The following is a 25,761-nucleotide window of genomic DNA, read 5'->3' on the forward strand; positions in this document are numbered from 1 at the left end:
TTTGAGGACTTTTTTTGATGCACTTCCGTTTCAGCAGCCTGAGGAATCTCATCGAGAGTGGGGCGTTGGCCCTTCTGGCTGTGTTGATTGCACTGACACCGGTTTCCTCCAAAGCGATCAATCTGGCCTGGATTCTCGTGGTGGTCATGGTGATTTGGCTGCTCGCGCGCTCGTCGAAGGCCAAAGACTTGCCCCACGATTTACACGATTTGCGAACTTCGCTTGCGCTGCTCTCAGCCTTCTTCGTTGGTGGTCTGCTACTGAAAATCGGCATGCAGTTGTTTTGGGGTGAGCCGGTTCGAGGTGTCGCTTTCGAAATGACCGCCGCGGCGGCGGCGGGTGCTTCATGGGCCATGGTTGCTCAATGGCGAACCAAGCCGATCCATTTGAGTCTTCTCGCGGGTGCCTTGTTGGTTGCCTCTGGCTTGGCCATTCTGCAGGCCTACGGATACACCTATGCCGGTCACGCAGGCCCCACAAATGCCGTCAACTGGGGGGCAGGCCTCGCGCTTTTCATGTGCATTGCGTTGGCTATCAGCGTACATGGGCAAGCCAACCGCCGAGATAGATGGATGCTTGTGCTGAGCCTTTTGGGCCTATCGCTGGCGCTCATTGTGGCAGGAAGAAGAGGCGCCTTTTTCGCGATCCTTTGGGCGGTGGCCTGGGGTGTGTACTTCTGGATTCGAGGTGCTCGGAACAGGGGTTCGATGTCGATTCGCGTCTGGTCACCTTTCTTGGTGGTGATACCCATCTTGACCATCGCCCTGACTTCCACAAAACCCCTTCCCGCTCCGGTACAACGTATCGTGGCGACCGTTGAAGAGGTTTCCTTGAGGTTGGGTGGAGGTTATGGATCGGGTGATGTCTCCTCGGGTACTTTGGGTCCGCGTTTTTACCAATACGAGCAGGGTTTGAAGGCCGGTGCTGCATCGCCTGTATGGGGCTTGGGCGCTGAAGGGCGTTCACGATTGATCAAGATTGCAGAGGCAGACTTGGCAGGCGCTCTTTTTCACATGCACAACGAATACCTTCAGGCGTGGGTAGCCTATGGCATCCCTGGTCTTGTCGGGGCGCTTTGCTTTCCTGTCGGTCTTGTCGTTGTCGGATGGAGGCTTAGGGGGAGCGCGCATCCACTTTCGTTGGCGTTGACCGGCATGGGTGCTGTGCATTTCGTCAGCGGGCTCACCAACGTCAACACGTTTCACAACTACTACACTTCTGTGTTTGCTGTGGCCGTGGTCGTTCCGTTCTTGCTTTTGCGATCGGTTCCTCTGGATTCGAACGCACCTTCGAACTGACTTGTTCTAGCGCGGTGGGATACTTGCGCCGCTTGCGTAGCCAAGCGCCTAAACCGCTCACCGCACCATCAACGCGTTGACCCCCTGCAGGTCCTCAGCCTTCAGTTGCCCGCTCGCCTGCTTCAGGCGCAGGCCTCCGATCAGAACGTTGTAACGTGCCACCGCCAGGTCGCGCTTGGTCTGGAACAGCTGGCTTTGGGCGTTGAGCACGTCGATGTTGATTCGAACGCCGACCTGGTAACCCAGTTGGTTGGCCTCCAGCGCGCTCTGGCTGGAGGATTCCGCTGCCTCCAGGGCCTTGACCTGGCTCTGGCCGGAGAGCACGCCGAAATAGGCGCTGCGGGTGGCCTGGGCCACGGCGCGCTTGGCGGCTTCGAGATCGGTGCGGGCTTTCTCCTCCAGTGACAGGGTTTCTTTGACGCGATTCTGGATGGCGTAGCCAGCGAACAGTGGCATGTTGAACTGCACCCCCACCGTCGCGTTGTTGTTGCGGACGGTGCCAGGGATCGTGCTGATGCCAGAAGGTCCGCGGGCGATCTGGTACTGGCCCACGAGGTCCAGCGTGGGCAGGTGACCAGCCTCGGCCTTCTGGGTTTCAAGCTGCGCAATCTCCAGGCCTTTTTGCGCCTGCAACACATTGGGGCTGAGGGTTTCCGATTGGCTCACCCAGGCCTGCGGATCGGCGGGAGTCAGCGGTGGCAGCACCACTGGCGCGACCAGCGGCTTGGGAGCGGTACCGCTCTTGCCCACCAGCTGGTCCAGCGCAAGCTTCTTCACGCGCAGATCGTTTTCGGCGGCAATTTCTTGAGCCGTCACCAGGTCGAAGCGAGCCTGTGCCTCGCGCGAGTCGGTGATGGTGCTGGTACCGACTTCAAAATTGCGTTTGGCGGCCGCCAGCTGTTCGGACACCGCGGCTTTTTGGGCCTTCACGAAGGTGAGCGTGTCTTCGGCTGCGAGCACGTCAAAGTAGGCCTGTGTGGTGCGCACGATCAGGTCTTGCTCGGCCGCCTGCAGCTGCGCCTTGGCCACTTCTACCGAGCGCTGTCCCTGGTCGTTGGTGATCCGGTTGGCCGGGCGGTAAAGCGGTTGGCTGGCCGAGAGGGTCACGTTCTGGCTGTTGCTGGTGCCGTCGAGCGCCGCCACCGAGCTGTTGCGGTTGGTCCAGTTGGCGCCTGCGCCCAAGCCCACCTGTGGCAGCAGGCCAGCGCGCGCCTGCTCGGCCCGAGCCACGCTGGCATCAAACTGCGAACGGGCAGAGAGGTAGGTGGCGTCAAAGCCGCGCGCTGCTTCGTACAGCTCCACCAGGCTTTGGGCCTGGACCGTGCCGAACCCCAGCGCCAGGCAGATGCCCGCCGTCAGCCGGCTCAGGGCAGGGCGCGAGAAGCGCGGTCGGGCGAGGGATGTGTGGAGCTGGTTCACGGGCTTTCCTTGGAGCGTCTGGGCGACTTCAGTACAGGGGCACACCCGGGTCGCGTTCGTGCGACCAGGCGTTGATGCCGCCGTGGATGTTGATCACCTGGTCAAATCCCTGGTTGGTCAAAAAATGCACCACCTGGGCGCTGCGCGCGCCATGGTGGCACAGGCAGGCGATCGGCCGGTGGCGGTCGAGTTCAGCGAAGCGTGCGGGCACGCTTCGCATGGGCATGGCCATGAGTTCAAAGCCGTCGGGCTTGACGGAAGCCGTTTGAAGTTCCCAGGGCTCGCGCACGTCGAGTACCAAGGGCGTCTGGCCGGGGGCGGCCTCTCGGGCCTGCGCTAGCCACTGGTCGATCTGGGCTGGGTGGATGGACTGCATGGTTGTGCTGCGCTCGGCGCAGGATCAGAACTGGAAACGCGAGGGTTCGGGGAAGTGGCGCAGGCGCGGGGCCATCGTGTCCCAGGGTTGCGCGGTGGTGAACGAGGCTTCGCCGGTGCGGGTGACGATGGTGGCACGCATCACCGGCTCGTATCCCACGATCGCCGCGAGCCTTCCACCGGGTGCCAGCAGCGCCAGCAGGGCAGGGGGAATCTCGGCCACCGAGCCGCTGAGCAAGATCACGTTCCAGGGCGCTTCGCTGGCGCAGGCGGCAAAGTTCTGCGCTGTGGCGTCGGCCAGGCGCACATCGGCGTTGGTGATGCCGGCGCGCTGCAGGTTGGCCCGGGCAGTGCGCGCAAGGCCATCATCGATTTCCAGCGATACCACGCGCTGCGCCAGGCTGGCCAGCAGCGCCGCCATGTGCCCGCTGCCCGCGCCCACTTCCAGTACCTTGTCGGTGGGCTGGATGTCTAGGTCCTGCAGAAGCCGGGCTTCAACGCGCGGCGGCAGCATCACCTGACCGTCCACTGCCGGATGGGTCAGCGGAAGCTCCATGTCGGCAAATGCCAGGGCGCGGTGCGCGGAGGGCACAAAGTCTTCCCGGCGGATTTCTCCCAGCAGTCGCAGCACGCGAGCGTCCAGCACCTCCCAGGGGCGGATCTGCTGCTCGATCATGTTGAAGCGAGCTTGCTCAAACGATTCGGTCGTTGTCGGGTTCGGGGATGTCATTTCATGTACTCCGGGGGGTATCTTAAACCAGGTTGGACCATTTTAGCGAGCGCCATCTGTGGAACCGCTGACAGCCGGGGTGGTTTCGGCCGGGCGTGCGCCGAACACCCGACGCAACCAACGGGCCAGATCGTCCATGTAGCAGTACACCACGGGCACCACCACCAGCGTGAGCACGGAGGAGGTGATCACCCCACCGATCACCGCCTGGCCCATGGGGGCGCGCTGCTCCGAGCCCTCGGTGAGTGCAAAGGCCAGTGGCACCATACCGAACACCATGGCCAGCGTGGTCATGAGGATCGGACGCAATCGAACACGGGCCGCCAGAAGCAGTGCGCTTTCTCGGTCCAGCGGCGGCGCACCGTCCAGGCCGTTGCGGGCGCGGATGGCGAAATCCACCAGAAGGATGGCGTTCTTGGTCACAAGGCCCATGAGCAGCACGATGCCGATCACCGAGAACATGCTCATGGTCGAGCCGAACATCAGCAGCGCGAGCGCCACGCCGATCAGGGTCAGAGGTAGCGAGGTCATCAGCGCCAGCGGCTGCAGGAAACTCTGGAACTGGCTGGCCAGGATCATGTAGATGAAGATCACCGCCAGCGCGAGCGCTGAGACCGCATAGCCAAACGACTCCTGCATGTTCTTGGTAGAACCGCCGAACTCATAGCGGTAGCCGGGTGGGAAGCTCATGCTGTCGAGCGCCTTCCGAATTTCGCCCGAGACCTCGCCCGCCGAGCGTCCATACACGTTGGCATTGATCGCCACCTCGCGGTTGAGGTTGCGCCGGTTGATCTGGTTCGGTCCCGTCCCTTCGATCACTTCGGCTACCTGCGCCAGCCGCACCACGCGCGCTGTGCCATCGGCCGCTGCGCCCACGACCAGCGGCAGTTGCGCGAGGTCGCTGGTGCGCTCGCGCTGATCTGGCGCCAGGCGCACGGTCACGTCGTAGCTCTCGCCATCGGCCGCACGCCAGTTGCCCACCGTCTGCCCGGCGACCAGTGTGCGCAGGCTGCTCGCCACCGCGCCAGGGTTAAGGCCGACGTCTGACGCCAGATCGCGATTGAGCCGTACATCCACGGTGGGCTTGTCGGGTTTGACGCTGGCGTCCAGGTCGACCAGACCCACGATCGGGCGGATGCGCTCCATCACCTGCTGGGTGAGCCGCTCCAGTTCGGCTAGGTCATCGCCCTGCAGCGAAAATTCCACCTGCTTGTTGCCACCCACCGCGTCGAGCAGGCCGACGTGGGTCACGGTGATGCCCGAGATGGTTCGCAGCCGTTCGCGCAGTCGGGCCGACATGGCGTCCACGCTGAGCGTGCGGTCCTTGCGATCCACCAGGCGCACATAGATGTTGGCGTAGATTGTTCCCTGAGCGTTGCCAGTGTTGATGGTCGACAGCGTGTAGCGCACCTCGGGAAACTCGCGCAGCACGCTTTCCACCTGCCGCGCCTTGGCCTCGGTGGCCTGCAGCGAGGAGCCCACCGGCGTGTGAAAGCTCACCGAGGTTTCAGAAAAGTCGGCCTTGGGCACGAACTCTGTGCCCAGCAGCGGTACCAGGAACAGGCTGCCCACAAAGGTGGAGAGCGCCATCAGCAGCGTCACCAGCTTGTGCTTGAGCGACCAGCGCAGCGCGCCCTGGTAGGTCTCGGTCAAGTCGTCCTGCACCCGATCAAACCAGCTGGTCACCCTGCCAATGGTCTTGTCGTAGAAGCTGACGGGCGCGGCGTACTTGCCGTGCTTATCAATCTCCGGGTCGTGCCAGATGCTGGAGAGCATGGGGTCGAGCGTGAAGCTCACGAACATCGAGATCAGCACGGCGGCCACCATGGTGATGCCGAACTCGTGGAAAAACTTCCCGATGATGCCGCCCATGAAGCCGATCGGCAGGAAGACCGCCACGATGGACAGCGTGGTCGCCAACACCGCCAGGCCGATCTCCTGCGTGCCGTCCATGGCGGCCTGGTAAGGCGTCTTGCCCATTTGCACGTGGCGCACGATGTTTTCGCGCACGACGATGGCGTCATCGATCAGAAGACCCACCGACAGCGTGAGCGCCATCAGCGTGATCATGTTGATGGTGAAACCGAACAGGTTCATGAAGAAGAACGTGCCGACCAGCGCGATCGGCAGCGTGAGGCCGGTGATGACGGTGGAGCGCCACGAGTTCAGGAACAGGAAAACGATCAGCACGGTGAGCGCCGCACCCTCGATCAACGTCTGACGCACGTTGTTCACCGAGACCCGGATGGGTCGTGAGCCGTCGGCTACCGGCTCCAGCGTCACACCGGGAGGCAGCTCGGCCTGCAGCTGGTTTACCGCCGCATTCAGGCCGTCGACCACCGCAATCGTGTTCTCGTCCTGCGCTTTCTGCACCTGCAGCAGCAACGTACGCTGGCCGTTGTAGAGCGCCAGGCTCTCCACCTCCTCGGTGCCGTCGCTCACCTGGGCCACTTGATCCAGCCGCACCGGACTGCCGCCGCGGCGCGCGACGATGATGGAGCCAAAGTCCTGCGGGTTTTGCAGGCGCGAGAGCATCTGCACCACGCGCTCGCGCTCTGCGGTTTTGAGCGTGCCCACCGGCAGGTCCTGGTTCTCGGTGCGCACCGCCGCGGCGATCTGGTCGGCGGTCACGCCCAGTGCCTCCATGGCCTTGGAATCGAGATCGATGTTGACTGTGCGTCGGGTGCCACCCACCAGTGTTACCGAACCGACGCCGCGCACGTTCTCCAGCCGTTTCTTGAGCGTCTGCTCGGCCCAGGTCGTGAGCTCCACCGCGGAGGGCGATCGACCACCCACTTCGGTTGGCAGCAGAGCAACTGACCACACCGAGCGGCTCGCCGGGTCGAACCGCAAGACCCGCGGCTCATTCACCTCGTCGCGAAACCCCGGGCGCAGGATGGCGATTTTTTCGCGCACATCCTCGGCCGCCTTGCGTCCGTCCACATGCAGCTGGAATTCGATGATGACCACCGACTGCCCCTCGAAGCTCCGCGAAGACAGCGCGTTCACGCCAGCAATTGCGTTGACCGCTTCCTCGACTTTCTTCGTCACCTCCGACTCGATGATCTCGGGCGAGGCGCCAGGGTATTCGGTGGTGACCACGACCACCGGGAAGTCGATGTTGGGGAACTGGTCGATCTGCAGTCGCTGGTAAGAGAAAACACCCAGCACCATCAGGGCGAGCATGACCATGGTCGCAAAGACCGGGTTGCGCAAGGAGACCTGGGTGAACCACATGGCAGGCGGCGCTCAGTTGGCAGGCTTCACGTCCGTCGCGCTTGCGTCGGGCAATGTGACGGCTGTGCTCTCGCGGATCAGGCCGGCCTGCGCCCGCAACACGGTCGCGCCCACTGGCGCGGCGCTCACCCCCTCGATCACCACCATGGGCTCGCCTCCATGCTGAGCCTGGCGCGTCAGGGGCACCGGCACGTGGGCGATGGCGCCGTCGCGCACCACCTGGATGTAAGGCTGGGGCTTGTCGTTGCGCACCGAGGACAGCGGCACCGCCGGCGCATTGAGTGTCGCGGTCACGATCGAACCCTGCACAAACAGACCCTGGCGCATGCCTGCTGCGGCAGGCACGCCCAGGTAGATCAGCACGCTTCGGCTGCCCGCCTGCACGCTGGGGTTGATGCGCGCCACGGTGGCCTTCACCGGCGAACTGAGACCTTCCACCTGCAAGCGCGCCAACTGTCCGATCTGCACCTGGGCGGCATTGGCCGGCGACAGCGCGGCTTCGATCTCGAAGCCCGAGAGGTCCACCACCTCAAGCACCCGCGTGTCCACACCCACGCGCTCGCCGTTTTGCACCATGCGTGCGGCCACCTGGCCGGCGAGTGGCGACCTCAACACCGTGTCGCCCAGCGATTTGCGGGCGATGTCCAGCGCTGCCAGCGCCGCCTGGTGGTTGGCCTGCGTTGTGGCGAGGTTGCCGCTGGTGGTCTCCAGCGCGGTGGCCGAGATGAATCCCTGCTGCACGAGCGCCCGGTTGTTGTCAAAAGCGCGCTGCGCGATCGCCACCTGAGCCCGGGCCGCGGCGGCCTGCTGCTCGGCCTGCCGCACCCTGGCCTGCGCCTCGGTGCTGTCGATGCGCGCCACCACCTCGCCAGCGCGCACCGTGTCGCCCTCGCGTTTGCTCAGGCCCTGCAGCTCACCGGCCACGCGCGCTTTGATGAGCGCCGTTTGCACCGCACGCAGCGAGCCCGAGACGGCCACGGACTGGTCCAGCGCCAGCGTTTGCACCGTGGTCACGTCCTGCGGTCGCAGCTGAAACACCGGGTCGGTCTGTAATGCCTGCGCGGCTGCGCTGGCGGCTGCCGTTTGTGTCGCGCGCTTTTGCAAGGCCCGGGCGACACCCAGCGCGACACCGAGCACGAGCAGGGCGAGCAACAACCATTTGATCCAGGCGGTTCGGCGTGTCGGGGCGTTCATGGTGTCTGGATCCGGGGTTTCGACTTGGGCGGGGTTTTCTTAGACGTTTTGACCGCGGAGGAGGGCGTCAATGCCGGCGCGAGCATGCCGCCGAGCAGCAGATCAAGCTGGCTGTCGATGAAGCCTACCGGCTCGATCTGCTGGTTGGCCGGACAGCAGGGTGCAAGTGAGTGTTGCCACATCAGCAGGAAGATCATCGGGGCGATCAGGCTGTAAACCGCGTACTCCATGGCCATGGGCCTGAACTCGCCACTGTCCACACCGCGCTGCAGCACCCGCTTGAGCAGGTCGTGGCCCGGGCCGATCACCTCTTGCTGGTAGAACGCTGCGATCTCCGGAAACGTGCCGGCCTCGCTCATCACCAGCTTGCTGATGCCTGCGGCCTTGGTCATGCCAATGCGCTCCCACCAGGAGTGCATGCAGTAGCGCACCAGTTCGGCGCTGCTGCCATTGAAATGCTTGAGTTCCTCGTTCCACTCGGTGAATCGTCCTGAGATGGTCTGGCGCACCAGCGCCTTGAACAGCTCTTCCTTGCTGGGAAAGTAAAGGAACAGCGTGCCCTTGGACACGCCAGCGCGGGCTGCCACTTCTTCCACTCGTGTGGCGGCAAAACCCTTTTCCACGAACAAGGAAAGCGCGGCCTCCAGCAACTCGCCCGGGCGCGCCTCTTTGCGGCGCTCATGCCGTGGCTGCGCCTTAGCTGCGGGAGGGGCAGGCGCGCGCGGGGCAGGCGCGGGGCGGTGGACGGGCATGGAGAGGTGGTTAATGACCGATGGGTTATTAATGTACCGCAAGCGCTCTCCTCGCCCTTGCGAAAAGTCAACCCGGCCGGGTGCGGGGGCGGGTCACTCCAGCTTGATGCCCACCTGCCGGATCCGCCCACCGGCCATGCTGCGAACGCTGAGTTCGGCGTGGCCCAGGTGCGCACTGTCTCCTGCCACCGGCGGGCGATGCAGCGTGAGCGCCAGCCAGTCGCCCACGGATTGCTCCGGCTTGGGCGGGGTGGGCAGGCCGTAAAACGCGCACAGCTGACCCACCGGTACCGACGCGTCGAGCACGAAATCGCCGAACACCTCGCGGGTCTTCGCCTCGTCTTCCGGATCGGGCAGCACCACGCCCAGGCGGCGAGCGCTCCAGGCGATGGTGGAGCCCTGCAGCAGCAAAGAAGCCAGCACCACCACAAAGGCCACGTTGAAGAATATCTGTGCCCCCGGCACGCCCGCCATCACCGGGAACACCGCCAGCACAATCGGCACCGCGCCGCGCAGCCCCACCCAGGAGATGAAAGCGATCTCGCGCCGCTCGAAGTGCAGCGGCGCCAGGCAAAGCCACACCGACAGTGGCCGCGCCACCAGCATCAGCACCAGCGACACACCCAGTGCAGGCCAGAGGGTGCGCAGCAACTCGGTCGGCGTCACCAGCAAGCCTAGCAGCAAGAACATGCTCGCTTGCATGAGCCAGGCGTAACCGTCCATGGCCGAGAGCGAGGAGCGCACCAGTCGGCGTGCTCGGTTGCCGGTGATCACGCCCATGGCATACACCGCCAGAAAGCCCGACCCACCGAGCCAGGTGGTACCTGCAAACACGGTGAGCCCGGCCGACACCACGAGCAGCGCGCGAATGCCGCCCCCGCCATCTTCGCCGCGGCCCAGGCGCTTGAGCAGCTCGGCCAGTGCAAAGCCGCTGGCCACACCCAGCGCAGCGCCCCAGCCGAACTGCAGCAGCAGCGAGCGCAGCACCTGCATCGCGTCCAGCCCGGCGCCAGCCACTGGCGCCGTGGTGGCCACGAGTGCCACGCCGATGAAGGTCAGCGTGAGGTAAACCGCCATCGGGTCGTTCATGCCCGACTCGATCTCCAGCGTGGCCGCCACCCGCTCGTTGAGCTTCACGCCCGAGGATTTGAGCAGTGAAAACACCGCCGCGGCGTCGGTCGAGCCCACGATGGCACCCAGCAGCAGGGCCAGTGGCCAGCTCAGGTCCAGCAACCACCAGGCCGCCGCCCCCGTGACGCCCGCGCTGACCAGGACACCCAGCGTGGCCAGCAGCAGCGAAGGCTTGAGTCCGGTTCGAAAGGTGGTGAAGTCGGTGCGCAGCCCACCGTCCAGCAGGATCACCGCCAGCGCCACGTTGCCCACCACAAAGCTCAGCCGGAAGTCGTCAAACACGAGTCCGCCCGGTCCGTCCACCCCGGCCAGCGTGCCCGCGACCAGAAACACCAGCAGAAATGAAAACCCGGCCCGAGCGGAAAAGACCCCAGCCAGCACGCTCACGAACACCAGCCCCGCCGCAATCAGCAGCGGCAGGGTGAGGAAGTCAAGCGAGAGGGCCATGGGTCGACGCTATCAGATAAGCGCGGCCTGGAAAGAAGGCGTCCTTCGGTGCATGGCGTTCCGGCCTTTGCGCTTGGAGGCGCGCACTGTTGCAGTGCGAGTTGCCAACAATTTTCGGGCATGAAAGCTGCATGTTGTTGGGGTTTTCCCGTTGGTAACTATGCAGAAAACGAAAAATATAAACCGATAAATCGATTAGACAAGGGGGATTGACTGGAACATCATCTTTCCAATTGCTTGAATATTGAAAGTTGTCGATGGACCTGTCCCTTTTCCCACGTATCCAGCTCGGGCACTTTCCAACGCCGCTGGAGGCCATGGGCAATCTCACCGCTTTGCTGGGTGGACCGCGACTGTGGGTCAAGCGGGACGACTGCACCGGGCTTTCCAGCGGTGGCAACAAGACACGCAAGCTTGAGTACCTGATGGCCGAAGCAGTTGCCGCCCGCGCCGACGTGGTGCTCACCCAGGGGGCAACGCAGTCAAATCACGCGCGCCAGACCGCGGCCGCGGCGGCCAAGCTGGGCATGAAGTGCCACATCCTGTTGGAAGACCGCACCGGCAGCTCCGATCCGGACTACACCGACAACGGAAATGTGCTGCTCAATGGCCTGCACGGCGCCACGGTGGAGCGGCACCCGGGTGGCACCAACATGCAGCAGCAGATGGAACAGGTGGCAGAGCGCATGAAGGCCGACGGCGCGCGACCCTACGTGGTTCCGGGTGGCGGCTCAACTCCGGTGGGCGCGCTGGGCTATGTCAACGCGGCCATGGAGCTGGTGAGTCAGGCGGCGGCGCGGGGCTTGAAGATCGACTACCTGGTGCATGCCACCGGCAGCGCGGGCACCCAGGCAGGGCTGGTGGCTGGGCTGCACGCGGTCAACAGCGACATCAAGCTGCTGGGCATTGGCACGCGCGCACCCCGGGAAAAGCAGGAGTCCATGGTGCACGACCTGGCCTGCCGCACGGCAGACCACATGCGCATGCGCGGCGGTGTCCCCCGGGAGCTGGTGGTCGCCAATTGTGATTACGTCGGCCCTGGTTACGGCAAGCCCACGCCAGGCATGGTGGAGGCGGTGGAGTTGCTGGCTCGTACCGAAGGCCTGTTGCTCGACCCGGTGTATTCGGGCAAGGGCATGGCCGGACTGATCGACCTGGTTCGCAAAGGGCATTTCAAGTCAACCGACAACGTGGTCTTTCTGCACACCGGTGGATCGGTCGCTTTGTTTGGGTACAGGCAGGTGTTTGATCTGACCAGCCCGCAGGGTTGATCTGCCGCACCGAAGGCGGGCGCGGCAGAGTGGATTTTTTTTGGTTCATACAACAGGAGTAATCACGATGCAAAAGACGACCTCTCCCCTGCTGCTGCGCGCTACGGTGCTGGCGTGTGCTGCCACGGCCGTGACGACTGCGGCGCACGCACAATCCACCACGTTGCGCCTTTCCACCTATGTGAACGAGGTCGACATTCGTTACCAGGGCTTCAAGAAGTTTGCGGAACTGGTCAGCGCCAAGACCAGCGGTCGCGTGAAAGTGGAAGTCTTCCCTTCCTCCACCCTGCACGGCTGGAGCGAGGGTGTGGACGCCATGCTGGGCGGAGTGTCCGACATCAGCTGGGTCTCTGCCGACAAGCGCCTTCCCTGCTACCGGGTCACTTCCCTGTACCCGGTGGCCATCGACATGAAAAAGCAGATCGAACTCGATGCTGCCTATGCCGCCCTGATTGCCCCTGAAGCCGCCAAGGCAGGACTGGTGCCTCTCATCAACTCCAACTACTCCTACGACCAGGAGTGGTGGTTCAAGAACGCCAACACCGATCTGGCCAAGCTCGACGGCAAGCTGGTGCGCTCCATCGGGCCGATGGTTTCGATGATGATCGAAACCTGGGGCGGCAAGCCGGTGTTCATTGCTCCCAAGGAAGTATTCCAGTCCGCAGAGCGCGGCGTGGTGGATGGCATCAACATGGGTGTGGCCACCTACAGCGCCTGGAAGCTGTGGGGTGTGATGCCGCACATGGTCCAGTCCAACTTGTTCTACGGCAACATCCAGTACATGATCAGCAAGCGCAAGTTCGACGCGCTCTCGCCGGCCGATCAGAAGGCCCTGCAGGCAGCGGCCGCAGAATCGGAAGTCTGGCTCAAGCCGCAGTACGAGCGCTGGGTGGACGAGAGCATGGCTGACGCGGTAAAGCAAGGCGGCACCGTGACCAAGATCGCTGCCGACAAGCGCAAGGCCTTGCTCAACAGTGTGGTGGGCAAGTGGACCGGCGAGGTGGATGCCGGCTGCGGCCCCGAGCTGGCCGGAAAAGTGCGCGCGCTGTTCAGCAAGAACGCGCTCTGAACCCACATGCTTGCCGATATCCAACGCGGTATGGAAAGGCTGGCTGTCGGGCTGGCCGCTCTGGGTGCGGCGATCATTGTGGTGCAGACGCTGTGGATCTCCTACGGTGTATTCGTGCGCTATGTACTGGGCAAACCGGACGGTACGGTCACGGAAGCCACCGCCATGCTGCTGTTCCCGGCGGCCTTTCTGGGCCTGGCGTTTGCACTGAAGGAGAACGCCTATCCCAAGGTGTCGTTCCTGATGGATGCGCTGGGGCCACGGGCACGCCGCGCGCTGGAGGCTTTCAACCTGCTGCTTATGCTGGTGGTGGGTGTGTTCTTCTCCATAGCCGCAGCCAACGCCACCTACCGCGCCTTCGATTCGGGCTCCGCCTCTGAAATTCTGCTTTGGCCTCGGTACCTGTTCTGGTTACCCGGCACGCTGGCTCTGTTCCTTTTCACGTTGTACGCAGGTGTGCGATTCCTGGCGGTGGTTTTCAGCACCAGCGCGTCCCATTCAAGGCACTGAGCCGGAGTTCACTATGGAGTGGTATCACGTCGGGCTCGGTCTGTTGGGGCTTCTTGTGCTGTTCATCGGCATCGGGCTCCCCATCCCATTTGCCCTGGCTCTGGCTTCCCTGCCCTTTCTGCTGCACATCCAGGGATGGTCTACCGCGCTGGTGAGCACGCAGCTCAAGCTGTGGGGCGTGTGGATCGACTACATCCTGCTGGCGGTGCCCCTGTTCGTATTTCTCGGGGAGTTGATAGGCAGGTCGAATATCGGGCCCAACCTGTACCAGTTCATGCACAAGGGCGTGCGGGTGCGAGGCTCTGCCGCGTACGGCAGCATTGCCGCCTGCGCCGGATTCGGCGCGGTGTGCGGCTCGTCCATGGTGGGCTCGCTCACCATCGGTGGCGTGGCCCTGCCGCAGATGATGAAGTTGGGCTACAACCCGCGACTGTCCAGCGGCGTGCTGGCCGCAGGCGGCACGCTCAGCGTACTCATTCCGCCCAGCCTCATTCTGCTGTTCTACGGCATCGTGACCGACCAGTCGATTGGTGACCTGTTCATTGCCGGCGTCATTCCAGGGCTGGTGCTGGTAAGTCTGTTTGCGCTGGTGGTCTACATCTGGGGACGGATGTACCCCAGCCACATTCCCAATGCTGAAGAATCCCCGCGTGCCAGCGTGCGCGACCTGCTGCTCGCTGTGGGTCCCATCTTTATCATCGGCCTGGTGATCACGGTATCCATCTACACCGGTATCGCCACCCCCACCGAAGCGGCAGCCGTAGCGGCCCTCGTCACCACGGTGCTGGCTTTCTGGGTGGGTGGGCTCAGCTTCAAGGGGTTCAACGAGTCGCTGCTGGCCACCATGCGGACCATGGGCTACCTGGGCTTGCTGCTGTCTGCTGGCGTGCTGTTTGGCTTCGTCCTCACCTATTACCGGGTGCCCCAGCAGTTCACCGAACTGTTCATGTCCTACGAACTGAGCCCTTACGCCGTGCTGGCCATCGTGATCGCTTTCTACGTGATTCTGGGCATGTTTCTGGAGCCGGTGTCGATGACCTTCATCACCCTGCCCACTATCTACCCGCTCATGCACGCGGCCGGCTTCGACCTCATCTGGTTCGGCATCGTGTTCACCATCACCATGGAAATCGCGGTGCTCACGCCGCCTGTGGGGCTCAACCTCTATGTGATACAGGGCATCAGTCGAGGAAAGATACCGATCAGCGACGTGATCATCGGCTGCCTGCCGTTCCTGGCGTGTATGGTGGTCTTGATCGCCCTGGTCATCGCCTTGCCCGACGTGGCCCTGTGGTTGCCCTCGGTCATGAAATGATGACGGCTTCCACCGCGCCTGAAACCCTTCACGTTGAGCGCGCCGGCAGCGGTGAAACGCTGGTCCTGGTGCATGGTTACCTGGGTGGATCCAGCCAGTGGGCCGCCGAGGTCCAGGCCATGAGCCCGAGCCTGGATGTGGTCGCCATGGACTTGCCTGGTTTTGGCAAGAGCCGTCACCTGACATCGCCCGATCAGATCACGGGCTATGCGCAAGCGGTACTGGCCTGTCTGGATGGGTTGGGCGTGCAGCGCTTCCATCTGCTGGGTCATTCGATGGGCGGCATGATCGTGCAAGAGGTCGTTCGCCTTGCGCCGGAGCGCGTCAATCGCCTGGTGCTGTATGGCACCGGGCCCCTGGGCTTGTTGCCTGGGCGTTTTGAAACCATGGCGCGCTCACGCGAGCGGCTTGCGCAAGACGGGGTTGATGCCACGGCGCGGCGCATCAGCGCCACCTGGTTGCTGCATCGCGAGGCCTCGCCCATGGCCCAAGCGCTGGGAGATCTGGCGGCACAAGCCAGTGCGCAAGCGGCTGAAGCCGGACTTTGGGCGATGGAGCGCTGGGATGGCCGAGGTCACCTGTCTCAGATCACCCAGCCCACACTCATCGTCTGGGGGGACCAGGACCGCAGCTACCAGTGGGCCCAGGTCGAGACCCTGTGGCGCCAGATTCAAGGGGCCTCGTTGGCCGTGCTACCTCATTGCTCTCATGCGCTTCACCTTGAATACCCGAAGCTCTTTCACGCCCTGGTGCTGGATTTCTTACTGGGTCCCAGCAACCAGCCGACGTCGCGAGGTGCAACGGCCTGAGACGTCAGTCTTCTTCGGCGACGCGTCTCTCAAGGCACAAAGATTGCTTGATGATGGTTCGAAAATCTGTTCAACAGGCGACCGATGAAATTCGAGTGCCATTTGGTCCGACTGAGCGAAGTCCGCATGTCGACATATCTTGCGAGCGAACCAGTCTTGCCGCCGTATCTGGTGCGCGCTCCCCATGACGAAAAACACCTGGGGGGTTTCTTTCCACTGGATCGTTCCGGTTGCCGCAATGGTTGGTTTCACGGAACTGGGATAGGCGCTGTATGTTGGGGCATTCCAGAAGTTTTCGCCGCAGAAAATCAGGCGGCATTCACCGGGTAGAAAGGGTTTGAACCCGATCGCCTTCACACCATGACTAGGAGCATTTCGATGACCAAGCGTATTTCAATCAAGCAGGTGCTGCGGACCTCAGCCCTGGCAGGCGCGATGGCTCTGGCTTTCGGCGCGACGCCCAGCTTCGCGCAAGACACGGGCACGCTGGCCAAGATCAAGAGCAGCGGCAGCATCACCGTTGGCCACCGGGATGCTTCCATCCCGTTTTCCTACCTGGATGACAAGCAGCAGCCCATGGGCTACTCTCTGGATTTGTGCGCCAAGGTCATCGACGCCATCAAGGCCGAACTCAAGATGTCCAGCCTGAAGGTGCTCATGCAGCCTGTCACGGGCGCCACCCGCATTCCGCTGTTGGCCAACGGCACGATCGATATCGAGTGCGGCTCCACCACCAACAACGCTGCACGCCAGCAGCAGGTTGCCTACACGATGACGAGCTTCGTGACGGCCAACCGCTTCATCTCCAAGAAGGCCGATAACCTGAAGACCCTGTCCGATCTCAAAGGCAAGACCGTGGTCTCGACCTCAGGTACGACCAACATCAAGCAGATCACCGAATTGAACGCGGCGCAGAATCTGGGCTTGAATATTCTGGCTGCCAAAGACCACGCTGAATCGTTCTTGATGGTGGGCACCGGTCGAGCCGCAGCCTTCATCATGGATGACATCTTGCTTGCTGGCCTGGCCGCCAACCACCCCACCCCTGATCAATGGCAGATCTCCGCCGATGCCCTTTCCGTTGAGCCCTACGGCATCATGTTGCGCAAGGATGATCCTGCCTTCAAGAAGGTGGTCGATGGCGCCATGACTGCGATGATGAAGAGTGGCGAGATCAACAAGATCTACGCCAAGTGGTTCCAGCAGCCGATTCCACCCAAGGGCATCAACCTCAACATCCCGATGGGCGACGCGCTCAAGCGGGTGATCGCCAACCCGACCGATTCCCCTGATCCGGCTGTCTACAAGTAAGCCCCTGACCCCGGATCGGTCGCGTTCCGGGGTCCTGTTGTGATGGCGAGCACATGAACTACAACTGGAACTGGGGCATTTTCTGGGAGCTTTCCCCAGATGCCAGCGGTACTTACCTGCACACCCTGTGGCTTGGTCTCAACTGGACACTGGCCACTGCGCTGACGGCCTGGGTTTTCGCGCTTTTGCTGGGTACGGTCGTAGGCACGCTGCGCACCCTTTCGGGTGGCTGGCTGCCGCGACTGGCCAACGCGTATGTGGAGGTGTTTCGCAACCTGCCGCTGCTGGTGCAGATGTTTCTTTGGTTCTTCGTGGTGCCCGAGCTCCTGCCCAAAGACATCGGCACCTGGGTCAAGCAACTGCCCAACGCCAGCTTCTGGACGGCCGTCGTGGCGCTGGCATTTTTCACCTCGGCCAGAGTGGCCGAGCAGGTCCGGGCCGGCATTCAGTCCTTGCCGCACGGCCAGACCCTCGCTGGCACGGCGCTGGGGCTCACGCTTTCGCAGACATACCGCTATGTCTTGCTGCCCATGGCGTTTCGCATCATCTTGCCGCCGATGACCAGCGAGTTCATGAACATCATCAAGAACAGCGCGGTGGCGTTGACCATTGGTCTGATGGAGCTCACAGCGCGGGCTCGTTCCATGCAGGAGTTCAGCTTCCAGGTGTTTGAGGCCTTCACAGCTGCCACCCTGATTTACCTCGCGGTCAACGGCGTCGTGGTGCTGGCCATGCGCATGCTGGAGAAACGGGTGGCCGTACCCGGCTACATGGGTGGCAAGCCATGACGTCGCCCGGACTGCTGCACTCGACCTTGAACGATCGGACAAGGCTGAGCCACCATGTTTGAAAATTTCGACTTCGACATCATCGCTCGCAGCTGGCAGGTGTTGATCTTTCAGGGTCTGGCGTTCACGGCGCAGGTCACGGTGCTGGCCATGGTGGGTGGCATCATCCTGGGCACCTTGCTTGCGATGATGCGCTTGTCATCGATCAAGGCGCTCTCATGGACTGCCACGGTCTATGTGAACGGGTTGCGTTCGATTCCGCTGGTGCTGGTGATCTTCTGGTTCTATTTTCTGGTGCCTTACATCGGCGCCTGGATCATCGGATCACCGACACCGATCAAGGTGGGTGCTTTCACGTCTGCGCTGGTCACCTTCATCCTGTTTGAGGCCTGCTACTACTGCGAGATCATGCGCGCAGGCATTCAGAGCATTCCCAAGGGGCAGGCCTCCGCTGGCTATGCGCTGGGTCTGAACTACTGGCAGGTGATGTCTCAGGTGGTCCTGCCGCAGGCCTTTCGCAACATGACTCCGGTGCTGCTCACGCAGACCATTGTGCTGTTCCAGGACGTTTCGCTGGTCTACATCATCTCGTTGCCGGACTTCGTCACCATTGCCAGCAAGATCGCCCAGCGCGACGGCCGCCTGATTGAGATGTACCTGTTTGTGGCGATGGTCTACCTGGCCATCTGCCTGCTGTTGTCCTATGGTGTCAAACGCCTGCAAGCGCGCACCGCTATCGCACGCTGACCGCAGTCAGATCCAAAATGAAAGTACCCACATGCCCATGATCGAGATGGACCACGTCAGCAAGTGGTACGGCAGCTTCCAGGTGCTCAAGGATTGCACCACCCAGGTCGACAAAGGTGAGGTCGTGGTGGTGTGTGGCCCGTCGGGCTCGGGCAAGTCCACCCTGATCAAGACCGTCAATGCGCTGGAGCCTTTTCAAAAGGGCCGCATCACCGTCGACGGGATCGACGTGGGCGCCAAGGGCACCGATCTGCCGCGGCTGCGCTCACGCATTGGCATGGTGTTTCAAAACTTCGAGCTGTTTCCGCACCTGTCGATCACCCGCAATCTGGCGCTGGCACAGGTCAAGGTCCTCGGCCGCAGCGAAGATGAGGCCATGGAGCGTGGTCTGAGGTTGCTCGATCGCGTCGGCCTGATCGCTCAGAAGGAGAAGTTTCCCGGCCAGCTCTCGGGCGGGCAGCAGCAGCGCGTAGCGATTGCCCGGGCCTTGTCCATGGACCCGATTGCGATGCTGTTCGACGAGCCCACGTCGGCGCTCGATCCGGAGATGATCAACGAAGTGCTCGACGTGATGGTGCAGCTGGCGCTGGAGGGCATGACCATGATGGTCGTTACACACGAAATGGGCTTTGCGCAGCGGGTTGCCAAGCGCGTGATCTTCATGGACCAGGGCGAGATCGTCGAGGATGCGACCAAGGAAGAATTTTTTGGTGCACCATGCAGCGAACGGGCGCAATCGTTTCTGTCGAAAATCTTGCAGCACTGAAGCCCCGTTCCTTTCGAACTGAATCCGGATATCGAGCACAGGATCCGAAGCGTTCTTTCTGCCGCCTTCCGGCGTTGAGGTGTAGGAGCATGGGTGCATAGTGCGCGGCGGACCCGATGCCCTTTCATCAGCAGATTGCGGCACCTCCGGTTCACTGGAGCACCGAATAGACTGAGGGTATCGCATTACTCACCGGAGCGCCCATGGAACTCAAGTGGCTGGACGACTACCTGGCCTTGATTGAAACCGACAGCTTTTCTGCCGCCGCACAAAAGCGCCACATTTCGCAGCCCGCCTTTTCTCGCCGCATTCAGTTGCTGGAGGCGTGGCTGGGGGTGGATCTCATCGATCGTTCGCGCAAACCGCTGCGCTTCACGCCGCTGGCCCTGCAACACGAGGCAGCCTTTCGAAGCCTGGCGACGGGTGTGTACGAGTTTCGCGCCTCACTCCGATCTGAGGCAGCCCACAGTCCTGGCCTCGTCATGGTGGCGCAACACAGCCTCGCCGCTTCCTATTTGCCCACCTTGCTGGAGCAATGGCGGGCGCAGATACCCCAGCAGCGCTTTCGAATCCGTTCAGAAAACCGCGATGAGTGCCTCGCCCTGCTGGCGCGCGGGCATGCCGATATCTTGGTGAGCTACGAGAGCCCGCAATCGGGTAGTGGTGTTCCGCCGCAAATGGCCACTCCTTGCGCCCTGGGCGAAGATGCGTTAGTCCTGGTTGCCAGCGCCAAGCTGTGCGAGGCGGCCGATTTCCTGGAGCCTAGTCAGCCACTGCCCTTGTTGTGCTTTCCGCCAGAGAGCTTTTTTGGACAGGCCGTGCGTGCTCACGCAATGCCCGAACTCATGCGTGACCGCCTGGTGGCTGTGCAGTACGTCAGCGAGTTCAGTCTGGGTTTGCGCGAAATGGCGCTGATCCATCAGGGGGCTGCCTGGCTTCCGCGGACCTTGATCGCTCAGGATTTGAAGGCGGGCACCTTGTGCGAGCTCAGTGCCGTGGGTCGGCCCGTGCCGCTGATCATCATGGCCTATTTCGCCAGCCGCGGCGGCCAAGCCCTGCAAGATTTGTTGACCCAGTTCATGGTCGCGCGAATGACAGACTCGGGGATTCCTGGCTCCTCGATCGCTTGATTCTTCCCATTCGGTATGGCTACCTTACCCTTGCGGATCGCGACGATGAAATTCCCTCCCATGAGGGTCCCTGAGCCAATGCTGCACCGCTCGGTGCATTCTGTGTTCCGTGCTCTCGCCCAAGCAGACTGCACAGCGCCCAGCAACCGAGCGTGCTCTGAGAGCTGGCGATCCATGGCTTCTGCGCTGGCCACCAAATGCCGCGGGGCACAATGCCTCACTCGCCGTTGATGGAGATCATTCCCATGAAGACGAAAAGTTTCATCCTTCTGCTGGCATCCCATGGCATTGTCGGCGCACTCGGTTTTGCGGGTGGCATCTACACGCTGCCGATCCTCATTGCGCCAGACGCGCCCACCGAGGCCCAGGTGTCAGCGGTGGCGGCCGCGGCCACCTACACCGGAGAGTTTCGGCGCGATCTCCAGGACAGCGATGCCTTGCATTGGGGTGAAGGACCCGTATCAGTGAGCCCGACTTCGATTTCTCACCGGGGGAAGCTGGCTCCCGGACCAGACTACAAGCTTTATCTGTCGCCTGAGTTCATTGAGACAGAGCGCGACTTCAATCGCTTGAAATCTCGCATGACACTGGTGGGTGACGTCAAGACTTTCAACAACTTCTTGGTACCCGTGCCGCCCGGCGTGGATCCCTCGCAGTACACGACCGTCATCGTGTGGTGCGAGACTTTCGGTGAGTTCATTACCTCAGCTCGGTACAAGTAGCTGATGTCTTGTGCCGCACATCTGCTCTGGGCTTTGCGTGCATGAGGCCCCGCCGACAGGCGTTCAGGCTACAGCCACTCGACGCTGCAGCACCCGGCGAAGTGCCAGAGTAGCGGGCCTGCTGACCCTTAAGGCCAACCGGCCTTGCGCCTGCCGGTAGGATGCAGCGTCGGCCCAGCCCGGGCCATGCTTGTGACGATGATGGAACCTCTGATGATTGCGCTGGCCTTTGCTGCTGGCTTTGCTGTGCAACTGGTCAAGCTGCCGCCGTTGATCGGCTTTCTGGCCGCAGGCTTTGCGCTCAACGCCCTGGGCTACGAGCGCACCGCCGCGCTGGACACCATTGCCAACCTGGGCGTGACGCTGCTGCTTTTCACCATTGGGTTGAAGCTGGACATCAAGACGCTGCTGAAGACTGAGGTCTGGGCATCGGCCAGTTTGCACATCGTTGGCTCGACGCTCTTGCTGGCCAGTGTGTTGTTCGTTCTCAAGCTGTTGGGCTTGGCGATGGCCACCGAACTGGGCTGGACAGCGATGGTGTTGCTGGGCTTTGCACTGAGCTTTTCCAGCACGGTGTTTGCCGTGAAGGTGCTGGAAGACCGAAGCGAACTCGGCTCACTTTACGGTCGCATCGCTATCGGCATCCTGGTGATGCAAGACGTATTTGCCGTCATCTTTCTGAGCGCCTCGTCCGGCCAGTTGCCCAGTCCATGGGCGCTCTGCCTCGTGTTGTTGTGGCCCGCGGCCAAGCTCATGAAGGTGGCGCTTGACCGCGTAGGCCATGGCGACTTGCAGGTGCTGTATGGCGCTTTCCTGTCGCTGGTGGTCGGCTACAGCCTGTTTGAAGCGGTGGGCGTGAAGGGCGATCTGGGCGCGCTCATCGTCGGCATGTTGCTGGCATCGCACCCCGCCACGGCCGGACTGGCGAAGTCGCTTTTTCACCTCAAAGAGCTGTTCCTGGTGGGCTTCTTCCTGAGCGTCGGGCTGGGTGCGCTGCCCGACCTGACCATGGTGGTCATGGCGGGCCTTCTTTTGATGGTGTTGCCGCTGAAAAGCGCGTTGTACTACCTGGTGCTGATGCGTTTTGGACTTCGCACGCGAACCGGTGTGTTGTCCACGCTGGCACTCACCAACTACTCCGAGTTCGGTCTCATCGTGGCGGCCATCGCAGCCGCAGCAGGCTGGTTATCGCCGGAATGGCTGGTGGTGATCTCGCTCGCGCTGGCCGCCAGCTTTGTGCTGGCCGCTCCGCTGAATGCCGCCAGCGAAGCGCTCTATGCGCGCTACAAGATGCCCTTGTCCAGGATGGAAGGTCAGACCCTGCTGGCCGCGGACCAGCCGATTCGACTTGGCGAGGTCGATGCCGTCGTGCTGGGCATGGGGCAAATTGGCAGCGGCGCCTACCACCGGCTGATCGAAACCCACGGTCTGCGCGTGCTGGGCGTGGACAACGATCCCGACAAGCTGAGCGCACACCAGGCCGCCGGACGCCGGGTGATCGAAGGGGATGCGGTTGACTCCGACTTCTGGGACAAGCTGGTCGTGAGCGGGCATTTGAAGCTGGTGCTGCTGGCCATGCCGTCGCATGCTGGCAACCTATACGCTTTGCAGCAACTCAAGCACCGGGCATTTGCAGGAAGGATCGCTGCCATCGTGAAATACAGCGACGAGCAGGAGCCGTTGCGCGCCCTCGGTGCCGATGCGGTGTTTCATGTGGCCGACGAAGCTGGGACAGCATTTGCCGATGACGCTGTGGCTGGGGTGGACGATTCGAGGACAGTGCAGGGAGCGTGAGCGAGAAGGGCTCGCAGATTCTTGACATCTCCGCCATTGCAAGTTCAGTTTGACCGCAAATTCTGCGCTCTGGTTGCCTCCACCCTTGACGCGTTCAAATCAAGTAAAGAGGGCTGCCTTGGGCAGCCCTCTTTACTTGCCGTCGGACGCCTGGTCAGTTCGAAAACGCCGCAATCCCCGTGATCGCACGACCCAGGATCAGCGCATGCACATCGTGCGTGCCTTCGTAGGTGTTCACCACCTCCAGGTTCACCAGGTGGCGGGCCACGCCGAACTCGTCGCTGATGCCGTTGCCACCCATCATGTCGCGCGCCATGCGGGCGATATCCAGCGCTTTGCCACAGCTGTTGCGCTTGAGAATGCTGGTGATCTCCACCGAGGCCGTGCCCTCGTCCTTCATGTGGCCCAGGCGCAGGCACCCCTGCAGGCCGAGGCTGATCTCGGTCAGCATGTCGGCCAGTTTTTTCTGGATCAGCTGGTTGGCCGCGAGCGGGCGGCCGAACTGCTGGCGGTCCATCACGTACTGGCGGGCGCGGAAGTAGCAGTCTTCGGCCGCGCCGAGGGCGCCCCAGGCGATGCCGTAGCGCGCGCTGTTGAGGCAGGTGAATGGGCCCTTGAGACCGCGCACCTCAGGAAAGGCGTCTTCCTCGGGGCAGAACACGCCGTCCATCACGATCTCGCCGGTGATGCTGGCGCGCAGGCCCACCTTGCTGTGGATGGCCGGTGCGCTCAGCCCCTTGGCGCCCTTGTTCAAGATGAAGCCGCGGATGGCGCCTTCGTCGTCCTTGGCCCAGACCACAAACACATCGGCGATCGGGCTGTTGGTGATCCACATCTTGCTGCCGCTCAGGCTGTAGCCGCCGGCCACCTTCTTGGCACGGGTGACCATGCTGGCCGGGTCGGACCCGTGGTTGGGCTCTGTCAGGCCGAAGCATCCAATCCATTCGCCGGTGGCGAGCTTGGGCAGGTATTTTTGCTTCTGTGCTTCGGTGCCGAACTCGTTGATCGGCACCATCACCAGCGAGCTCTGCACGCTCATCATGCTGCGGTAGCCCGAGTCCACCCGCTCCACTTCGCGCGCTACCAGGCCGTAGCAGACGTAGTTCAGGCCGGCGCCGCCGTACTGCTCGGGAATGGTGGCACCGAGCAGGCCGAGCTCGCCCATTTCGCGAAAGATGGCGGCGTCGGTCTTCTCGTGGCGGAAAGCCTCGGTCACGCGAGGCAGCAACTTCGCCTGACAGTAGGCGTGGGCGGCGTCCATTACCTGGCGCTCGTCGTCGGTGAGCTGGGTGGCGAGCTGGAAGGGATCGTCCCAGCTGAAGCGGGCTTTGGCTGGAGCCTTGACGGGGGAAAGCATGGTGAGGGTCTCCGGTTGGGTTTTTCTGTGGGCACGATTGTCGCCCTCAGTTGCATAGTTGTCTAATATCGAAGCTGTATTCAGCCATACAGAAAGCGTATTCATGGAATTCCGGCATCTGCGGTGTTTCCTGGTGCTCGCCGAAGAGCTGCACTTCGGCCGCGCCGCCTCTCGCCTGGGGCTCACCCAGCCGCCGCTGTCGCTCAACATCCAGCAGCTGGAAGCCTCGGTGGGTGCGCAGCTGTTCGATCGCAACAGCCGAGGCGTGGCGCTGACCGCAGCAGGTCAGGCCTTTTGGCCGCAGGCGCGTGCGCTGGTGGAGCAGGCGGCGCAGGCCGCGCGCGAGGCGCGCGATGTGGCGGAGGGCGTGAGCGGCAGCCTGCAGGTGGGGTTTGCGGGCACCGTGCTCTACCGCGGCCTGCCGCAGATGCTGCAGGCCTTTGCCGGCGCCCACCCGCGGCTGCGCCTGGTGTTGCGCGAGATGAGCTCAAGCGACCAGCTTATCGACCTGCTGCACGACCGACTGGACCTGGGCTTTGTGCACACCACGCGCGTGCCTCCGGGGTTTGGCCAGATCCTGGTGTCGAGCCAGCCGTTTGTGGCCTGCCTGCCGGCAGCCCACCCTCTGGCGCGCAAGCGGCGGCTGTCGCTCAAGGCCTTGTCAGGTGAACCGTTTGCCATGGTGGCGCGCGCGGTATCGCCCGACTACCACGACCGCATCCTCGGTCTGTGTGCCGGAGCCGGCTATGCGCCCGAGCTGCGCTACGAACTTCGGCACTGGCTCAGCGTGGTCTCGGTGGTGTCGCATGGGCTGTGCGTGGGCCTGGTGCCGGCTGCGCTGCAGGCCGCGGGTGTACCGGGCGCGGTGTTTGTACCGCTGGACACCGCCACTCCACCGTACGAGACCCACTGCCTTTGGCGCACCACCCGCAGCGAGCGCGCGCAGCAGACGCCGGCGCTGGGGGCATTTCTTCAGGTGGTGCGTGCCGCCTCGCAACCGGCATAAAGTTGAATCATTTACCAAGAAGGATTTCATGATGACGAACACCCCAGAAACGACCCAGACCCTCGTGCTCGGTGGCGGCTGCTTCTGGTGCACCGAAGCGGTGTACAAGGAAGTGAGCGGTATCACCGATGTGGAGTCGGGCTACAGCAACGGCCAGGAAACTGCGCCCAGTTACGAGCAGGTCTGTACCGGGCGCACCGGCTGCAACGAGGTGGTCAAAGTCACCTACGACCCGGCGCGGATCAGCACGCGCGAAGTACTGGAAATCTTCTTCGTCATCCACGACCCAACCACACTCAATCGCCAGGGCAACGACGTGGGCACGCAGTACCGCAGCGGCATCTACTTCACCACGCCCGAGCAGCAGCAGGCCGCGCAGGCGCTGATCGATGAACTCAACACAGAGAAGCTGTTTGGAAGACCTGTGGTCACCGAACTGCAGCCGCTGGCGCACTATTTCCCGGCCGAGGACTACCACCAGGACTTTTTCGAACGCAATCCGCACCAGGGCTACTGCATGGCCGTGGCCGCGCCCAAGGTGGCGAAGTTTCGCAAGACGTTTGCGCGGCTGGCGAAGTAAGCC

23 protein-coding genes are annotated in these 25,761 nt (G+C 62.7%); 15 read left to right on the forward strand and 8 right to left on the reverse strand.

What is annotated here, in order from left to right:
• Positions 1–17: 17 nt before the first annotated feature.
• Positions 18–1,298 (forward strand): O-antigen ligase, encoded by a 1,281-nt coding sequence (locus QUV25_RS10785; RefSeq protein WP_300864215.1) that lies wholly within the window; start codon positions 18–20, stop codon positions 1,296–1,298.
• Between the two features lie 57 nt (positions 1,299–1,355).
• On the opposite strand, the gene QUV25_RS10790 is transcribed toward QUV25_RS10785, so the two are convergent.
• The 7 genes from QUV25_RS10790 to QUV25_RS10820 form a co-directional block, all read right to left on the reverse strand.
• Positions 1,356–2,666, reverse strand: a complete 1,311-nt coding sequence (locus QUV25_RS10790) for a TolC family outer membrane protein (protein ID WP_300864217.1) — start codon at positions 2,664–2,666, stop codon at positions 1,356–1,358.
• Positions 2,667–2,745: 79 nt separating this feature from the next.
• Positions 2,746–3,093, reverse strand: coding sequence for a rhodanese-like domain-containing protein (locus tag QUV25_RS10795; protein ID WP_300863746.1), 348 nt, complete (start codon positions 3,091–3,093; stop codon positions 2,746–2,748).
• A 24-nt stretch (positions 3,094–3,117) separates the two neighbouring features.
• Positions 3,118–3,822, reverse strand: a complete 705-nt coding sequence (locus QUV25_RS10800; RefSeq protein WP_300863747.1) for a protein-L-isoaspartate O-methyltransferase — start codon at positions 3,820–3,822, stop codon at positions 3,118–3,120.
• A gap of 42 nt (positions 3,823–3,864) precedes the next feature.
• Positions 3,865–7,059 carry an efflux RND transporter permease subunit gene (locus tag QUV25_RS10805; protein WP_300863749.1) on the reverse strand — a complete coding sequence of 1,065 codons (3,195 nt, stop codon included), beginning with the start codon at positions 7,057–7,059 and terminating at the stop codon, positions 3,865–3,867.
• Positions 7,060–7,071: 12 nt separating this feature from the next.
• Positions 7,072–8,253 (reverse strand): efflux RND transporter periplasmic adaptor subunit, encoded by a 1,182-nt coding sequence (locus QUV25_RS10810; RefSeq protein WP_300863750.1) that lies wholly within the window; start codon positions 8,251–8,253, stop codon positions 7,072–7,074.
• Positions 8,250–9,005 (reverse strand): TetR/AcrR family transcriptional regulator, encoded by a 756-nt coding sequence (locus tag QUV25_RS10815; protein ID WP_300863751.1) that lies wholly within the window; start codon positions 9,003–9,005, stop codon positions 8,250–8,252. The genes QUV25_RS10810 and QUV25_RS10815 overlap by 4 nt, the downstream gene beginning before the upstream one ends.
• Positions 9,006–9,098: 93 nt before the next feature.
• Positions 9,099–10,583 carry a potassium/proton antiporter gene (locus QUV25_RS10820; RefSeq protein ID WP_300863752.1) on the reverse strand — a complete coding sequence of 495 codons (1,485 nt, stop codon included), beginning with the start codon at positions 10,581–10,583 and terminating at the stop codon, positions 9,099–9,101.
• 257 nt (positions 10,584–10,840) lie between these two features.
• Here QUV25_RS10820 and QUV25_RS10825 point away from each other — a divergent pair, with 257 nt between their 5' ends.
• From QUV25_RS10825 to QUV25_RS10880, 12 genes are all read left to right on the forward strand, one after another.
• Entirely contained in the window at positions 10,841–11,854 is a 1,014-nt protein-coding gene (locus QUV25_RS10825; protein WP_300863753.1) for a D-cysteine desulfhydrase, read from the forward strand.
• 67 nt (positions 11,855–11,921) lie between these two features.
• On the forward strand, positions 11,922–12,923 hold the full coding sequence (gene dctP / locus QUV25_RS10830; protein WP_300863755.1) for a TRAP transporter substrate-binding protein DctP: 1,002 nt from the start codon (positions 11,922–11,924) through the stop codon (positions 12,921–12,923).
• 30 nt (positions 12,924–12,953) lie between these two features.
• A complete protein-coding gene (locus QUV25_RS10835) occupies positions 12,954–13,433 on the forward strand; it encodes a TRAP transporter small permease (RefSeq protein WP_300863756.1) in 480 nt (159 codons plus the stop codon).
• 13 nt (positions 13,434–13,446) lie between these two features.
• Positions 13,447–14,748, forward strand: a complete 1,302-nt coding sequence (locus tag QUV25_RS10840) for a TRAP transporter large permease (RefSeq protein WP_300863758.1) — start codon at positions 13,447–13,449, stop codon at positions 14,746–14,748.
• Positions 14,748–15,557, forward strand: coding sequence for an alpha/beta hydrolase (locus tag QUV25_RS10845; protein WP_300863759.1), 810 nt, complete (start codon positions 14,748–14,750; stop codon positions 15,555–15,557). The genes QUV25_RS10840 and QUV25_RS10845 overlap by 1 nt, the downstream gene beginning before the upstream one ends.
• 435 nt (positions 15,558–15,992) lie before the next feature.
• Complete coding sequence (locus QUV25_RS10850) at positions 15,993–16,868, forward strand: amino acid ABC transporter substrate-binding protein (protein WP_300864219.1); 876 nt, start codon at positions 15,993–15,995, stop codon at positions 16,866–16,868.
• A gap of 53 nt (positions 16,869–16,921) precedes the next feature.
• Positions 16,922–17,656 (forward strand): amino acid ABC transporter permease, encoded by a 735-nt coding sequence (locus QUV25_RS10855; RefSeq protein ID WP_300863760.1) that lies wholly within the window; start codon positions 16,922–16,924, stop codon positions 17,654–17,656.
• Between the two features lie 54 nt (positions 17,657–17,710).
• Positions 17,711–18,403, forward strand: a complete 693-nt coding sequence (locus QUV25_RS10860) for an ABC transporter permease subunit (RefSeq protein ID WP_300863761.1) — start codon at positions 17,711–17,713, stop codon at positions 18,401–18,403.
• A gap of 37 nt (positions 18,404–18,440) precedes the next feature.
• Positions 18,441–19,169: an amino acid ABC transporter ATP-binding protein gene (locus tag QUV25_RS10865; RefSeq protein ID WP_300864221.1), complete on the forward strand. Its 729-nt coding sequence runs from the start codon at positions 18,441–18,443 to the stop codon at positions 19,167–19,169.
• Between the two features lie 203 nt (positions 19,170–19,372).
• The gene (locus QUV25_RS10870) at positions 19,373–20,299 is read left to right on the forward strand and encodes a LysR family transcriptional regulator (RefSeq protein WP_300863763.1); all 927 of its coding nucleotides are present in this window, start codon (positions 19,373–19,375) and stop codon (positions 20,297–20,299) included.
• Positions 20,300–20,544: 245 nt separating this feature from the next.
• Entirely contained in the window at positions 20,545–21,021 is a 477-nt protein-coding gene (locus QUV25_RS10875; protein WP_300863764.1) for a DM13 domain-containing protein, read from the forward strand.
• Positions 21,022–21,219: 198 nt separating this feature from the next.
• Positions 21,220–22,815, forward strand: a complete 1,596-nt coding sequence (locus tag QUV25_RS10880) for a cation:proton antiporter family protein (RefSeq protein ID WP_300863767.1) — start codon at positions 21,220–21,222, stop codon at positions 22,813–22,815.
• A 154-nt stretch (positions 22,816–22,969) separates the two neighbouring features.
• Here QUV25_RS10880 and QUV25_RS10885 read toward each other — a convergent pair whose 3' ends face one another.
• The gene (locus QUV25_RS10885; RefSeq protein WP_300863770.1) at positions 22,970–24,172 is read right to left on the reverse strand and encodes an acyl-CoA dehydrogenase; all 1,203 of its coding nucleotides are present in this window, start codon (positions 24,170–24,172) and stop codon (positions 22,970–22,972) included.
• 103 nt (positions 24,173–24,275) lie between these two features.
• On the opposite strand from QUV25_RS10885, the gene QUV25_RS10890 reads away from it, so the two are divergent.
• Positions 24,276–25,178, forward strand: coding sequence for a LysR family transcriptional regulator (locus tag QUV25_RS10890; protein ID WP_300863771.1), 903 nt, complete (start codon positions 24,276–24,278; stop codon positions 25,176–25,178).
• A 28-nt stretch (positions 25,179–25,206) separates the two neighbouring features.
• The gene (msrA, locus tag QUV25_RS10895; RefSeq protein WP_300863772.1) at positions 25,207–25,758 is read left to right on the forward strand and encodes a peptide-methionine (S)-S-oxide reductase MsrA; all 552 of its coding nucleotides are present in this window, start codon (positions 25,207–25,209) and stop codon (positions 25,756–25,758) included.
• Positions 25,759–25,761 lie beyond the last annotated feature (3 nt).

The organism is Hydrogenophaga sp., from assembly GCF_030373245.1.
Taxonomy (GTDB): Bacteria; Pseudomonadota; Gammaproteobacteria; order Burkholderiales; family Burkholderiaceae_C; genus Hydrogenophaga.

Bases quoted from the DNA above. Each gene is read 5' to 3' on its own strand.
- QUV25_RS10800 (WP_300863747.1), bottom strand. From the start codon at position 3,822: ATGACATCCCCGAACCCGACAACGACCGAATCGTTTGAGCAAGCTCGC.
- dctP (WP_300863755.1), top strand. From the start codon at position 11,922: ATGCAAAAGACGACCTCTCCCCTGCTGCTGCGCGCTACGGTGCTGGCG.
- QUV25_RS10865 (WP_300864221.1), top strand. From the start codon at position 18,441: ATGATCGAGATGGACCACGTCAGCAAGTGGTACGGCAGCTTCCAGGTG.
- QUV25_RS10835 (WP_300863756.1), top strand. From the start codon at position 12,954: ATGGAAAGGCTGGCTGTCGGGCTGGCCGCTCTGGGTGCGGCGATCATT.
- QUV25_RS10875 (WP_300863764.1), top strand. From the start codon at position 20,545: ATGAAGACGAAAAGTTTCATCCTTCTGCTGGCATCCCATGGCATTGTC.
- QUV25_RS10860 (WP_300863761.1), top strand. From the start codon at position 17,711: ATGTTTGAAAATTTCGACTTCGACATCATCGCTCGCAGCTGGCAGGTG.
- QUV25_RS10805 (WP_300863749.1), bottom strand. From the start codon at position 7,059: ATGTGGTTCACCCAGGTCTCCTTGCGCAACCCGGTCTTTGCGACCATG.
- QUV25_RS10870 (WP_300863763.1), top strand. From the start codon at position 19,373: ATGGAACTCAAGTGGCTGGACGACTACCTGGCCTTGATTGAAACCGAC.
- QUV25_RS10795 (WP_300863746.1), bottom strand. From the start codon at position 3,093: ATGCAGTCCATCCACCCAGCCCAGATCGACCAGTGGCTAGCGCAGGCC.
- QUV25_RS10785 (WP_300864215.1), top strand. From the start codon at position 18: ATGCACTTCCGTTTCAGCAGCCTGAGGAATCTCATCGAGAGTGGGGCG.
- QUV25_RS10840 (WP_300863758.1), top strand. From the start codon at position 13,447: ATGGAGTGGTATCACGTCGGGCTCGGTCTGTTGGGGCTTCTTGTGCTG.
- QUV25_RS10845 (WP_300863759.1), top strand. From the start codon at position 14,748: ATGACGGCTTCCACCGCGCCTGAAACCCTTCACGTTGAGCGCGCCGGC.
- QUV25_RS10850 (WP_300864219.1), top strand. From the start codon at position 15,993: ATGGCTCTGGCTTTCGGCGCGACGCCCAGCTTCGCGCAAGACACGGGC.
- QUV25_RS10855 (WP_300863760.1), top strand. From the start codon at position 16,922: ATGAACTACAACTGGAACTGGGGCATTTTCTGGGAGCTTTCCCCAGAT.
- msrA (WP_300863772.1), top strand. From the start codon at position 25,207: ATGATGACGAACACCCCAGAAACGACCCAGACCCTCGTGCTCGGTGGC.
- QUV25_RS10815 (WP_300863751.1), bottom strand. From the start codon at position 9,005: ATGCCCGTCCACCGCCCCGCGCCTGCCCCGCGCGCGCCTGCCCCTCCC.
- QUV25_RS10890 (WP_300863771.1), top strand. From the start codon at position 24,276: ATGGAATTCCGGCATCTGCGGTGTTTCCTGGTGCTCGCCGAAGAGCTG.
- QUV25_RS10810 (WP_300863750.1), bottom strand. From the start codon at position 8,253: ATGAACGCCCCGACACGCCGAACCGCCTGGATCAAATGGTTGTTGCTC.
- QUV25_RS10820 (WP_300863752.1), bottom strand. From the start codon at position 10,583: ATGGCCCTCTCGCTTGACTTCCTCACCCTGCCGCTGCTGATTGCGGCG.
- QUV25_RS10885 (WP_300863770.1), bottom strand. From the start codon at position 24,172: ATGCTTTCCCCCGTCAAGGCTCCAGCCAAAGCCCGCTTCAGCTGGGAC.
- QUV25_RS10825 (WP_300863753.1), top strand. From the start codon at position 10,841: ATGGACCTGTCCCTTTTCCCACGTATCCAGCTCGGGCACTTTCCAACG.
- QUV25_RS10880 (WP_300863767.1), top strand. From the start codon at position 21,220: ATGATGGAACCTCTGATGATTGCGCTGGCCTTTGCTGCTGGCTTTGCT.